This window comes from Paenibacillus sp. FSL M7-0896 (assembly GCF_037975415.1).
GTDB lineage: Bacteria > Bacillota > Bacilli > Paenibacillales > Paenibacillaceae > Paenibacillus_AQ > Paenibacillus_AQ silagei.
This window is the reverse complement of sequence record NZ_CP150250.1, coordinates 1,829,812-1,842,667: the sequence shown is the minus strand read 5'-3', so window position 1 is coordinate 1,842,667 and position 12,856 is coordinate 1,829,812. Positions and strand designations below refer to the sequence as shown.

At 52.6% G+C, this 12,856-nt stretch carries 10 protein-coding genes; 4 read left to right on the top strand and 6 right to left on the bottom strand.

Features of this window, described 5'->3' with window-relative positions; genetic code table 11:
- The first annotated feature begins 3 nt into the window (after nt 1-3).
- The 3 genes from yhbH to MKY12_RS07695 all read left to right on the top strand — a co-directional run bounded on the left by yhbH (nt 4) and on the right by MKY12_RS07695 (nt 2,354).
- Nucleotides 4-1,164 (top strand): sporulation protein YhbH, encoded by a 1,161-nt coding sequence (yhbH, locus tag MKY12_RS07705; RefSeq protein WP_209872814.1) that lies wholly within the window; start codon nt 4-6, stop codon nt 1,162-1,164.
- 282 nt (nt 1,165-1,446) lie between these two features.
- On the top strand, nt 1,447-1,779 hold the full coding sequence (locus tag MKY12_RS07700; RefSeq protein ID WP_036692768.1) for a PadR family transcriptional regulator: 333 nt from the start codon (nt 1,447-1,449) through the stop codon (nt 1,777-1,779).
- Nucleotides 1,779-2,354, top strand: a complete 576-nt coding sequence (locus MKY12_RS07695) for a DUF2812 domain-containing protein (protein WP_036721413.1) — start codon at nt 1,779-1,781, stop codon at nt 2,352-2,354. The genes MKY12_RS07700 and MKY12_RS07695 overlap by 1 nt, the downstream gene beginning before the upstream one ends.
- 661 nt (nt 2,355-3,015) lie before the next feature.
- Here MKY12_RS07695 and MKY12_RS07690 read toward each other — a convergent pair.
- The 6 genes from MKY12_RS07690 to MKY12_RS07665 all read right to left on the bottom strand — a co-directional run bounded on the left by MKY12_RS07690 (nt 3,016) and on the right by MKY12_RS07665 (nt 10,244).
- A complete protein-coding gene (locus MKY12_RS07690) occupies nt 3,016-4,521 on the bottom strand; it encodes an alpha-glucosidase/alpha-galactosidase (protein WP_339313353.1) in 1,506 nt (501 codons plus the stop codon).
- A gap of 152 nt (nt 4,522-4,673) precedes the next feature.
- Nucleotides 4,674-5,570: an AraC family transcriptional regulator gene (locus tag MKY12_RS07685; RefSeq protein WP_339314819.1), complete on the bottom strand. Its 897-nt coding sequence runs from the start codon at nt 5,568-5,570 to the stop codon at nt 4,674-4,676.
- A gap of 244 nt (nt 5,571-5,814) precedes the next feature.
- Complete coding sequence (locus MKY12_RS07680; protein WP_339313351.1) at nt 5,815-6,468, bottom strand: Type 1 glutamine amidotransferase-like domain-containing protein; 654 nt, start codon at nt 6,466-6,468, stop codon at nt 5,815-5,817.
- Nucleotides 6,469-6,649: 181 nt separating this feature from the next.
- Nucleotides 6,650-7,498: a sugar ABC transporter permease gene (locus MKY12_RS07675; RefSeq protein WP_076155095.1), complete on the bottom strand. Its 849-nt coding sequence runs from the start codon at nt 7,496-7,498 to the stop codon at nt 6,650-6,652.
- Nucleotides 7,495-8,808: a sugar ABC transporter permease gene (locus tag MKY12_RS07670; RefSeq protein ID WP_036721402.1), complete on the bottom strand. Its 1,314-nt coding sequence runs from the start codon at nt 8,806-8,808 to the stop codon at nt 7,495-7,497. The genes MKY12_RS07675 and MKY12_RS07670 overlap by 4 nt, the downstream gene beginning before the upstream one ends.
- A gap of 101 nt (nt 8,809-8,909) precedes the next feature.
- The gene (locus MKY12_RS07665) at nt 8,910-10,244 is read right to left on the bottom strand and encodes a maltose ABC transporter substrate-binding protein (RefSeq protein ID WP_339313349.1); all 1,335 of its coding nucleotides are present in this window, start codon (nt 10,242-10,244) and stop codon (nt 8,910-8,912) included.
- 855 nt (nt 10,245-11,099) lie between these two features.
- Here MKY12_RS07665 and MKY12_RS07660 point away from each other — a divergent pair.
- Entirely contained in the window at nt 11,100-12,848 is a 1,749-nt protein-coding gene (locus MKY12_RS07660) for an alpha-glycosidase (RefSeq protein WP_339313348.1), read from the top strand.
- Nucleotides 12,849-12,856: the final 8 nt, after the last annotated feature.

Sequence of the window (12,856 nt, the reverse complement as noted above, 5' to 3'; positions counted from 1 at the left end):
TCCTTGTCCCAGCCGTCCGGTCCATACGCATTTGTCGTATCCAAAGAAGACTGGTCCCTTCACCGCAAAGGCCATCAGGATCAGGAGCGTCACCAGCAAAAGGTCAGAGAAGCCATCAAGGGCAATCTGCCCGATCTGGTTACCGAGGAGAATATTATTTTGTCAGGCGGCAAGCAGATTGTGAAGGTGCCGATCCGCAGTCTGGATGAATACCGGATTATCTATAATTTCCGCAAGCAGAAGCATGTCGGACAGGGAGACGGGGACAGCCAGGTGGGCGATGTCCTCGGGCGCGACTCCCAGTCGGCCCAGCCGGGCAAAGGGGATAAGGCCGGCGATCAGCCTGGAGCGGATACCGTTGAGGCCGAGGTCGATCTCGAGGATCTGGAGGATATTCTGTTCCAGGACATGGAGCTTCCCCATCTGAAGCCGAAGGATAAGGAAGAGATTGAGGTCAAGTCGATTGTCTTCAATGATATCCGCAAAAAAGGCATGATGTCGAACATCGATAAAAAGCGTACACTGCTTGAGAATCTGCGGCGCAATGCCAGCAGCGGCAATCCCGGAATACACAGCATCAGCCCTGATGATCTGCGTTACAAAACCTGGGATGACATCACGGTCCCTCACTCGAATGCCGTGATTATCGCCATGATGGACACCTCAGGCAGTATGGGCACTTTTGAAAAATACTGCGCCCGCAGCTTCTTCTTCTGGATGACCCGCTTCCTGCGCCGCCAGTATGAGAAGGTGGATATTGTGTTCCTGGCCCATCATACGGAAGCCAAAGAGGTCAGCGAGCATGACTTCTTCACCCGGGGGGAGAGCGGGGGGACGATCTGCTCCTCGGCGTATCAAAAAGCACTGGAGATTATCGACAGCCGCTATCCGCCTGCCAAATACAACATCTATCCCTTCCATTTCTCGGATGGCGACAATCTGACCTCCGACAATGAGCGCTGCGTCAAGCTGATCGGCGAGCTGCTGAAGCGCAGCAACATGTTCGGCTACGGCGAGGTGAACCAGTACAACCGCAGCAGCACCCTGATGTCCGCCTACCGCCACCTGAAGCAGGAGCAGTTCATGCATTATGTGATTAAGGATAAGAAGGAAGTGTATCTGGCGCTGAAGGCTTTTTTCGGCAAAAAAGCAATCGAAGCCTGAGCAGCTGCTCTCCAGACTGACCGTAGAATGAGCGTTACGCGCAGATTCATACTGTAAGAAGGATCCCCTGCAAACCGTGTGAACGGCGGGCAGGGGATTTTTGGTGCGCGGATGTTGGCTGCAAAAACCCTGTTGACTATTATATCGGCAGCCGATATACTAAATGTATCGGTTAACGATATATCGACACATGGTATAACGTCAGATGCTATAACGTCGAATGATACACAGGAAATTTCCGGTCTGTGAAATGAAGCTCAAAGATACGCGATAAGGAAGGTGATGGCATTGTCCGGCAACAATGAATACGGGGCGCTGACCGAAGGCGTCTATTATATCCTCTTGTCCCTGCTCACCCCGATGCACGGCTACGGGATTATGCAGAACGTGAAGCTGCTGAGCAATCAGCGTGTGGAGCTGGGTGCAGGCACGTTATACGGGGCGTTAAGCACACTTGTGGAACGAGGCTGGATCAAGCTGCTGGCTGGCGGAGAAGATTCCCGCAAGAAGGAGTATCAGATTACGGAGCTAGGCAAATCGATCGTCCAGAGTGAAATGACAAGGCTTGATGAGTTGCTCACTAATGGAAGAAAACTACTGGGAGGCGAAGTGTAATGAGTCAGGTGGTGCGCAAATTTTTCATGGATTTCGAGAAGGAAGAAGCGTGGCTGAATGAAATGTCGGCCAAGGGATTGGCCCTGGTGGAGCATTCTTGGGCCCGTTATGTGTTCGAAGAGAGCGCTAAGGGGGAGTATATTTACCGGATTGAGCTGCTGGAGAAGGACCCGAAGGAGGCGGCAGGCTACTTGCAATTCATGGAGGAGACCGGAGCCGAGCGGGTGCCATCCGGGACCCCTACCAAGGCCAATCGTGCCTTCATGAACCAACGCTGGGTGTTCTTCAGAAGGAAGGCCTCGGAAGGCCCCTTCCAGATCTATACCGATGCAGATTCCAAGATCAAGCACTATCAGAGAATCTATAAAGTCTATCTGTCCCTCGCGTTCATGGAGCTGATCATCGGCTCTTTAAATCTCATGCTGATTATGCTGAACACTTCTTCTAACATCTACAAAATCAACCTCGTCGTGGGAGTGTCCGTTATCATTCTGGGCCTGTTCTTCATCTGGCTCAGCCTGCCTATCCGCCGCAAGATCGCGCGGCTGCAGCAGGAGAAGCTGATTCGGGAGTGAGGAACTGCTTTACAATCTCGCAAACCAACGGAAATAGTAGAATTAATACTCCTGCGGGCTAACCATAGCTACAGCATCCACAACCACTGCAGATAACAAGTGGATTAATGCAGCTTAATTCTTCAACGTTTGACGATTATAGGGAACTAAGTGGAAAAACAGCATCTGCTATTGCCGATTTGGCTGCTACCGGGAGAGGTATGAATATTTAAGTGTTGTTTTTCCAACTCTCGCCGGAGTATCGTCTATTTATTGGTTAGCAAGTGCCCAATATCCACCTATTTCCCCCATCACAGCAAGGGGAGCCGTTTTTCGCATACATTTGGCCCGCGTGCCTGCTCTCCAGCACATTGTGTTCGTTTTTTCGCATACATCTGGACCGCGTGCCCGCTCCCAGTAAATTGTGTTCGGTTTTTCACACACATCTGGCCCGCGTACCTGCTCTCCAGCAAATTGTGTTCGGTTTTTCGCATACATTCGGCCCGGGTCGCTGCTCCCAGCATATTGTGTTCGGTTTTTCGCATACACCCGGACCCTGCGCGCTCGCCCCCCACCTCCACCTACCCCAAAATAAAGGGCTATCCCAAGCAGTCATCATGACTTTTGGGACAGCCCTAATTCCAATCTTTCTCCGCTCCGACCAGGCTTATGCCTGCTCCGCTTACTGCACCTTCTCGCGGTCCTTGCCCTTGTCGGATTCCCCGGCGTTCTTGTTCGCGGCTTCGCGGTCCTGCATCATCTCGTCTACTGACTTCACCTTGAGCCGGGCGGCGCCTTCGTTGCCGGCATTCGTCGGGATCAGGTCACCGGAGGCAAGGCGTTCCTTCGCTTCTGCAATAGCTGCGCTGTACTGCGGCAGCCACTGTTCTCCGGCCACCAGCATCTCGTCAACCATCTGCCAGATCTCCTTCGGATTGCAGACGGCGCCGACCAGCGGGTCCATCATGAACGCCTGGCGCAGCAGCTTGTCGTCGCCATGCACAGCTGCTTCTACCGCCAGGCGCTGCACAGAGATGCTGACGTTGCAGACCGCCGCCGGTCCAAGCGGCAGGTCACCGACCAGCGGCATCGAGATGCCGTTGCGGTCCACGTAGCCCGGCGCTTCAATAATGGCATCATCCGGCAGATTGGAGATCACGCCGTTGTTCACCATGTTGAAGTGGCCTCTGTACACACGCCCTGTCTCCAGCCCTTCGATAATAAACGAGCCATGCTCCTCGCCCCGCTTCTCCGGGATGTACTCCAGCGCCGGGTCCTTCATCCAGTTCGGAAAGTCCGTCTCGAACCAGTTGCGGCCTTCCGTGCAGACCCGCAGGTACCCGCCCGTCTCCCCGTTGATCCACACGCCCAGATCAATCCAGTCCATGATCTCGCTCGGGCGCTTGCGGTACCAGGGCACATATTCGCTCAGGTGACCGTTCGATTCCGTGCTGTAATAGCCGAAGCGGCGGAGCATATCGATCCGTACCTTCTCGGTACGGCTGTACTCAGGATGCTTCTCGAAAGCCTCGAGCAGACCTGCCGTCAGATCCTTGCCTTCATGCTTCGCAGAGATGTACCAGGTCTGGTGATTGATCCCGGCACAGATAATGTCCACCTGCGATTTCTCCAGGCCGTACACCTGAGCGATTTGCTGATGTCCATGCTGTACGCCATGGCAGAGCCCGATGGTCTGCACACCGCCGTATTTATTACAGGCCCAGGTCAGCATAGCCATCGGATTCGAGTAGTTCAGCAGTAATACATCCGGCGCAGCTGTCTCACGGATATCACGGCAGATCTCCAGCATCTCCGCAATCCCGCGCTGCCCGTACATAATCCCGCCTGCGCACAGCGTATCTCCTACACACTGATCCACGCCATACTTCAGCGGAATATCCACATCGGTAGCGAAGGCCTCAAGGCCCCCCATACGAATAGTACAAAATACGTACTTGGCCCCCTTGAGCGCTTCCCTGCGGTCCGTAGTGGAAGAGATGGTGATATCCAGACCATTCTCCTTAATATCCCGCTGGCACAGCTCAGTGACCATGTCCAGGTTATGGCTGTTTATATCCATGAACGAAACTTCGATATTACGGAATTCCGGCACAGTCAGCAGGTCGCGCAGCAGTCCGCGGGTGAATCCGATACTGCCTGCCCCGATAAAGGTTACTTTAAAAGACATAATAATCATCCTCCGGCAATGAATTATTGACTCCTGTCCATTGTAACAAGGGGACTGCCGGAAGCGTAACCAATATCATGACCATTTTGCGGGTAACCTGTCAACAATCCTAACCTTATGCGCAGAATAACAAGCCCGGAATGGACGCGTAGCTATCCTTCACTCCAGTAGTGGCGTTCGATAGAGTTGCGGTATTCGATAGGAGTGCAGCCTGAATATTTCTTGAATAGCAGATGAAAATACTGCCTGCTGCTGATCCCCACATAGTCGGCAATCTCCGCAACCGGAATCTCCCCCTGACCCAGCAGCATCCGGGCCTTCTCCATACGCAGCTGGTTCAAGTAGTCCGTCAGGGTCTGCCCTGTGTGCGTCCGGAAGATGCGGTGCAGATAACCCGGGTGAACATTCACGGAGAGCGCAACCTCCTTAACCTGAATGCTCCGGTCATAATTCTGATGCAGGAACTCGATCGCCCGCCGCACATAGAGCTGTGAGGGCTGCTGGCTGGACGGGAGCGACTCCATGCGCAGCCGGGCCAGACGCAGCAGCAGCTCCGCAAAGAGCAGATGCACCATGCTGCTTCCCTTCCGCCCGCGCTGATCCAGCTCCAGCACCAGCGCCTTCAACACATGGAAAACCTCCTCCTGATCGGACAACACCAGACTATCGAACGGATGCCGCAGCAGCTCTGCCAGCACCTCCTCCTCCCGGGCCAAGCTGCCAATGGACGGAACTACGCCCCCATATTCGGTAAAAGCAAATTCCACATTTAGCATCCGGCATGAGGAGCCCTCTTCCACAATCAGCCGGTGCGGCACCTCCGCATCCAGCAGAATCATCTCTCCCCGCTTCAGCCGGAAGGGCGTATCGCCGCCCGCTTCATCCCGCACCTCCACTACACAGCTGCCCGAGATAAGATACATGATCTCCGTGGAGTTGTGATGATGGTAAGCCATCGTATAATTGCTCCATTGCTTATAATAGTAAGCCAGAAAGTGCGGGCTATAATCCCGCTCCAGCAATCCCTGCTCAAAAAAACTCCCGTTCATCTCCGCCACACCGCCCGCCTCCCCTCTGCCAGTATCGATAGCACAAGTGTATCGCTTGAGCGCATGCAGGACAAGCAGCGGGTTAACCCCTCCGGCCCGGATGCCTCCTCCCAACACATTGTGATCGGTTTTTCGATTACTTTCCGCCTACATGCCTTCATACCAGTCTGGAGCCTACATGCCCAGGCTTCCCGGCAAAAAACAAGAGCAGAAGGCCCGCGCCCTCTGCTCCCGTTCATCATCCTTAGTGGATTCTTGTCAATATTCCATTCACCAGACTATACACCCCTCCGCCCTCTATCTCTTCGGGCTGTCCGTTCAGCAGGTAGATGCCGGTCTCTTCGTCTATTCCGTAATTCGGCAGCTCGCCGAGGGTACGGACCGCTGTCCGTAAATGCTCCTCCTCATCCCACTGGGTGAAATGGACGGATAGCAGCAGATCAGGAATCAGATGGAGACCCTTGCGGTGTTTGAATTGTCTGCTCTCATTATCCTTGGCGGAAATTACACACCGCTCCGGGCTAATCAACGCTCCTGCCGAGAATCCCGCAACCGGTATTCCCGCCTCATAACGCTGCCGGATCACCTCACCGATAGGGGTATCCACAATCAGGTCGGCATACAGATCCGTATCCCCGCCTCCGATAAAGATCCCGCCGCAAGCCCGCAGACTCTCCATAGCTGTCTCCATAGCTGTGGATTTCAGCGGCAAATAACGGATCTCGGATATCCCCGCATCAACCAGTGTCTGCATGCAAGCAGCCATATAGTCCGGCCAGTCTTGGCCTTCTTCAAATAATACAACGACTGGTCCTGCTGCCATCACGCTTACGAACCTCCGTGCCAGTCCACGGGTAAACGGAGGACCTCCGCCGTTCAGAAATAAATGTTTGTCCATGACATCACCTTCAGTATTCAGGATATCCTGCATCTAACCTCATCCATCTTATAGAAAAGCGCAGGTTCCCGCAATACACTTCCACACCCGCTCCCCCTTCATCCTTTTATCCCATCAGCCCCTCAGAACTGCTTCAAGGCCGCACCTGTTATTCGTACATACATTCACTAATTGCTATGTCCTACCCCTTGCTGGCCCCCGCCGTCAGGCCGTCAACCAGCAGACGCTGCAGGAAGCCGAAGAGAATCATAATGGGTACAGAGATCAGCACAGCTCCCGCCGCGAACAGCGTGAAGTTGGAATTCTGCATCGTATTGACCATGTCCCACATCCCCACGGCAACCGTCCAGTTCTCCTTGGTCCGCAGAATCAGCTTGGCGAAGATGAAATCGACCCATGGGCCGACAAACAGGGTCAGCGCTATATAAGTGATCATCGGACGGGATAACGGCAGAATAATCCGGGTAAAAATACCGAAGTTGCTCGCCCCGTCAATCCGCGCGGCTTCATCCAGCGAACGCGGAATTGTGTCGAGGAAGCCTTTGGCGATCAGCGTTCCTCCGAGCGGCGCTCCGGCTGCATAGACGATAATCAGCGCCAGATGGGTATCCAGCAGATTGAACTCCTTCAGCAGCAGATAGATGGCAATCATGCTCATGAAGCCCGGGAACATCCCGAGGATCAGCAGAGTGGACATGGTAGTCTTGCGGCTTTTGAACCGGAACCGGGATAAGGCATAGCTGGTCAACAGCGTCAGCACCACCCCAATCAGCATCGAGAACACTGCAATCTTGAGCGTATTCGCATACCAGGTTCCAAACATGTAGACCGGTGAGGTGAACAGTTCCTTATAATGGCTGAGCGTGAACGTTTCGGGAATCAGCGTCTTGCTGTACAGGGATTTACCCGGCCGGAACGAGGCAAGCAGGATCCAGAGTGCCGGATAGATTGCAGCAACCGCCAGTGCAACAAGAACGATATAGCTTAAGCAGAGACGAATAAAATTCGCTGCCTTGCGTCCGATGATCATTGAATCATGTCCTCCTCTTGGAACGATTTGGTCCGGCGGTAATTGTACAGGGAGAACCCGGCAACAATGATGAACAGAATAATGCCGATCGCAGACGCCATATTATTCTTGTTCTGATCCAGCGTCAGCTTATACAGCCAGGTAACGAGCAGATCCGTCGAGCCGGCGTACTGGTAGTTCCCGTTCACCGGGTTCCCTCCCGTCAGCAGGAAGATCGCATTGAAGTTGTTGATGTTACCGGCGAACTGCATAATCAGCGTAGGGGCGGTAGAGAACAGAATCATCGGCAGTGTAACAATCCGGAACTTCTGATAATTCGTAGCCCCGTCCACTTCAGCTGCTTCGTACATATCCCGCGGTATCGTAGTCAGCACGCCCATAATCAGCAGCATGGATACCGGAATACCCACCCACATGTTCACGACAATAACCGTAACCTTGGCCCAGAATGGATCAGTCAGCCAAGGCAGGCCGCCTAGTCCGAAGTAGCCGAGGTACTGGTTTATCGGGCCGAACTGCCCGTTGAACAGATTGCGCATCAAGAGGAGCGAGATCATCTGCGGAATGGCGTAAGGAATGATCAGGAGCATTCTCCACATGCCTTTGAAGCGTATGCCTTTTTGGCTGATCAGCAGGGCAACCAGCATCCCGCCGAAATAAGTAGTTACAGTCGAAAGAACCGCCCAGATAATGGTCCAGGTAAGTACACCGTAAAAGGTATGGCTCCATGATTTCAGCACCAGCAGATTGCGGAAGGTCTCGAACCCTACCCAGTCTACAAGCTTCGCCGGAGGAATGTGGTTCGGTGCAGCATAGTTGGTAAAAGCCAGCATGATCATAAAGATGATCGGCATAATGGTGAAGAACAGAATGCCCATACCAGGGAGCAGCAGGAAGCTCTGGGCGAATTTATAATCGAGGATATAACGTACAGATTGTTTAAATGTATTGGACGGACGGCCGTTTTCGCGTTCTGCTCCGATTTTATAGGCATCCCTAATATTCATATACCAGACGATCAGGAATAACACAAAGAACAGCAGGGTGATCAAGCTTTCAATCAGAATGACGATGGAATGGTCCCCGGGAACCATTTTGGCAATCCCCTTTACCTTTTCCAGACGGCTTGGAGATTCCCCGAGCGTAGTAATCCCCCAGAAGGCTCTTCCCAGATTGCTAATGAAATAGATAAGTGCCACAGCTTCCACAGCTATGAACATAAGCCCTTTGATGAATTGGCGGTTATATATTTGCCCGAGTCCCATAAAAATGGCCGACAGTATTCCAGCTCTCGCTTTGTGTCGCTGCATTTCCCTTCCGTTCTCCTCTCCGTGCGGAATTCAAGGAAACTGCCCGCCGCAGGCTATGCGGCGGGCAACTCTAATTCCACGGTAAGCTGATGGTTGTGTAGTTACTGGGCGGATGCCCCGTTGTTCAAGTCCTTAATTTGCTCTACAGCTTTGTCCATGGCTGCCTTCGGATCGGTATTGTTATCCCAGATGGCCGGAAGTGCTGCATTCACCGGGCTCCAGACGTTCCCCATTTCAGGAATCGAAGGCATCGGCTGGGAGTTCTTCGCCTGTTCTGCGAACGCGGATACGAACTCGTCACCCGTAATCTGCGGATCTTTCAGCGCTTCGAGGTTCGTCGGCACGGAGCCGACCAGCTTGTTAAGTGTCAGCTGCGAATCTTTGCCGGAAGCAAAGTGTGCATAGAGTTTAGCCGCATTCGGATACTGAGTGTAGGCGTTGACGGTAAAAATTTTAATCCCGGAGAAGGTAATGGCGGTTTTGCCGTCAATGGTAGGAACCGGAGCGATTCCAAGGTTGTCGCCCAGCGCTTCTTTATATCCGGCAAGCTCCCAAGGTCCTGTTATATCCATGGCGACATCGCCGCTGTTGAACAGGCTGCGCTTGATGTCCGGGTTAATGTCACCGCTCTTGATCGGCAAGACTTCCTTCAGCTTGGCAAATTCAGTCAGGCCTTTGATCGCACCTTCATTGTTCAGGCCGATATCGTCTTTGTCGGTACCGTCTTTGCCGAACAGGTAACCTCCGGTAGTGGCGATGAACGGATAGTTGAAGTACATATTGCCGACTTCCCACATAATGCCGTAACGGTTCTTGGCTTTATCCGTGAACGTTTTGCTGAAGGCAATAACGTCATCGAAGGATTTCGGAGCTTCTTTGACCAGAGACTTGTTGTAGAACAGCGCATAGGTCTCCGCCGCTCTCGGATAGCCGTACAGCTCGCCGTCATAGGAAGAACCCACGATGGAAGCCTCAGTGTTCTCCGCCTTGGTCTGTTCTGCAAAAATATCATTAGGGAGCAGCAGACTCGCGCTTGCCGCCTTGCCGAGATTATCATGAGGAATGATGATGACGTCCGCAGCCAGGCCGGAAGGGCCATCCTGTGTGAGCTTGCCAACCTGATCCGGCGGGGCTACCTCTTCAATTTTGACCGGAACGTTATACTTGGCAGTGAACTGCTTCGCAACTTCTTCAGCGAACTGTCTTTCTTCCTTACTCTCCCAGATCACAAGTGAAGCGCCCTCTTCCGGGACGATCTCACCTGCTGCCGGTGCGTTGCTGCTGCCTGCTCCTGCATTATCGGTAGCTGCTGCATTATCCGCAGGAGCATTAGTCGCTGCCGCATTTCCTCCGGCATTGTTGTTTGAGCCGCACGCCGTAATTGACATTGCCATCGAGCACGCTGCGGTGAGAACCATAAGTTTTTTGAGATTCATTCCTTTTAACCCCTCCTGTGTGTGTATATCACTTGATTTGACGATGATGCTTCTTTGACTTGACGATGATGCTCCCTGGTTTGCGCAAACGATTTCAGAGGATTCAAAAAAAATTCTGCTTTATCCAATTACCTCTTCCGGATACGTTATACCCGGTTTAGAAAGCGCTTCATTCCTGAATCCATAATACATCAGCTAACTCTCAGTTGTAAAAACGTTTGCACATAGCAAAATCGATGAAATTTAGCCATTTAAAATGTATATTGTTACCTTTACTCTCTTTATCGCATGATTTCTTTAAATAACTTGGATATACTTCGGTTTAAAAATTCTTTTCTGCATTTTTTGTCGTATTTAGACGAATATTGTTGTATAATTGCTAAATATTATCAATTTACAGACTTTGGAAATCGGTTTCCCCTTCCTGAAACTTTGTGCAACTGTTTGTACAAACCTCTTGAACCTCATTTTGTTCCGTGCTATAATCCAAACCATCATGAAACACCTCATTCTTCACCAATCTAAAGGCACTGTCCCTTCTCGGGTACAACCTCGGCGTAGTCTAACCGGCGGTTGTGCCTTTTTGTTGTGTGCAGAATCGGGTGCGTAATCTATATAAATTGAACTACTGGTTTTTATGTTTTGGGATTAGCCGTGACTCCAGAGAAGTTTTGGACTTCCGGCCGCTGTTGTCTGCAGATTTCATGATTTATACCGCTGTTCGCGGTCGAAATCCGCAGACAAAGGCGGTCGCTATCGCTCCTCCAGTTCCAAAATTCCCCTCCGCCACTTTTCCCTTAACTTAATTTTTTAAGTTCAATCTATATAGCCAAACTAAATCTAGGAGGAATTAATATGTTATTAGAAGCCGTGTATCATCGTCCCCGCCTGAACTGGTCGTATGCCTATGATCACAACACCATCCACCTGCGGCTGCGTGCCAAGAAGGGGGATCTAACCGAGGTCTTCGCCTGGGCGGGTGATAAATATGCCTGGGACACCACCAAGGAATTGATCCCGATGACCCTGTTCACTTCCGATGCAATGTTCGATTACTGGGAATGCGAATCGGTTCCGCTCTACCGCAGGCTGAAATATGGCTTCCTGCTGCAGCAGGGCCAAGAACGGATCTGGATGACAGAGAGTGATTTCCAGAAGGAGCGTCCCGCGAACCCCAACCGGCTGTTTGAATTCCCCTACATAAGCCGCGGTGATGTCTTCACGCCTCCGGCCTGGGTCAAGGATGCGGTGTTTTATCAGATTTTCCCGGAACGGTTCGCTAACGGCAATCCCGGCATAAGCCCTGCTAATGTGGAGCCTTGGGGCGGAACCCCCCGGCCGGATAATTTCTTCGGCGGAGATCTGCAGGGTGTCATAGATCATCTCGACCATCTGACGGAGCTGGGCATTACGGGCATTTATTTCACACCGGTCTTCACTGCCACCACCAATCACAAATATGACACGGAGGACTATATGCAGGTCGATCCGCATTTCGGTGATGTGGACACGCTGAAAAGATTGGTCGATGCTTGTCATGAGCGCGGCATCCGTGTGCTGCTGGACGCGGTCTTCAACCATGCGGGCCGTACCTTCGCCCCGTTCGTGGACGTACTGGAGAAGGGCGAGGATTCGGAATATAAGAACTGGTTCCATATCAGGGAATATCCGCTCCAGGTCGTGAACAATATTCCAACCTACGATGCCTTCGCCTTCGAGCCGCTGATGCCGAAGCTGAACACAGAGCATCCTGAGGTGAAGGAGTATCTGCTGAAGGTTGCCGAGTATTGGATCAAGGAGGTCGGCATCGACGGCTGGCGTCTGGATGTGGCCAACGAGGTGGATCACGAATTCTGGCGTGATTTCCGCAAAGTCGTAAAGCGTGCCAATCCCGAGGCTTACATTCTGGGCGAGATCTGGCATGAATCAGCCCCTTGGCTGGAAGGCGACAAATTCGATGCCGTCATGAACTACCCGTTCACAGACGCGGTGCTTGACTTCTTCGTCTACGGAACGCTCGATGCGGAAGGCTTCGCCCATTCGATCGGCAGACAGCTGTCCCGGTATCCGCTCCAGGCCAGTGAGGTCGCCTTCAATCTGCTGGACAGCCATGATACTGCGCGTCTGCTGACTGTAGCCGAGGGCGATAAGAACGTCATGAAGCTGGCTGCACTGTTCCAGTTCACCTTCATGGGCACGCCCTGCATTTACTACGGGGACGAGATCGGAATGGATGGCGGAGGAGACCCGGACTGCCGTAAATGTATGGAGTGGGACCCGGAGCGGCAGGACCGCAATTTATTCAATTTTTACCGTAAGCTGATTGAGATCCGCGGCAGCCATCCGGCGCTGCGCACCGGACGCTTCACCTTCCTTGAAGCCTCAGCCGGGGGCAGCAAGCTGGCCTACGAGCGCAGTCTGGGTGATGATCTGATTATCGTACTGATTAATACGGAGGAGACGGTGCAGACCTTCCGGCTGGACGTTCAGGAACGCAATTGGGAGAACCTGTGGACCGGCGAAGCGATCCATGCCGAACGCGGCAAGCTGTCATTGAGGCTGCCGGCATACGGCTTCGCTGTGCTTCAGGCCAATATGTCCTAAACTCTGAT

Excerpts from the sequence above, each read along its gene's own strand:
- MKY12_RS07700 (WP_036692768.1), top strand. The coding sequence starts at position 1,447 with ATGGCATTGTCCGGCAACAATGAATACGGGGCGCTGACCGAAGGCGTC.
- MKY12_RS07695 (WP_036721413.1), top strand. The coding sequence starts at position 1,779 with ATGAGTCAGGTGGTGCGCAAATTTTTCATGGATTTCGAGAAGGAAGAA.
- MKY12_RS07690 (WP_339313353.1), bottom strand. The coding sequence starts at position 4,521 with ATGTCTTTTAAAGTAACCTTTATCGGGGCAGGCAGTATCGGATTCACC.
- MKY12_RS07685 (WP_339314819.1), bottom strand. The coding sequence starts at position 5,570 with ATGAACGGGAGTTTTTTTGAGCAGGGATTGCTGGAGCGGGATTATAGC.
- MKY12_RS07680 (WP_339313351.1), bottom strand. The coding sequence starts at position 6,468 with ATGGACAAACATTTATTTCTGAACGGCGGAGGTCCTCCGTTTACCCGT.
- MKY12_RS07675 (WP_076155095.1), bottom strand. The coding sequence starts at position 7,498 with ATGATCATCGGACGCAAGGCAGCGAATTTTATTCGTCTCTGCTTAAGC.
- MKY12_RS07670 (WP_036721402.1), bottom strand. The coding sequence starts at position 8,808 with ATGCAGCGACACAAAGCGAGAGCTGGAATACTGTCGGCCATTTTTATG.
- MKY12_RS07665 (WP_339313349.1), bottom strand. The coding sequence starts at position 10,244 with ATGAATCTCAAAAAACTTATGGTTCTCACCGCAGCGTGCTCGATGGCA.
- MKY12_RS07660 (WP_339313348.1), top strand. The coding sequence starts at position 11,100 with ATGTTATTAGAAGCCGTGTATCATCGTCCCCGCCTGAACTGGTCGTAT.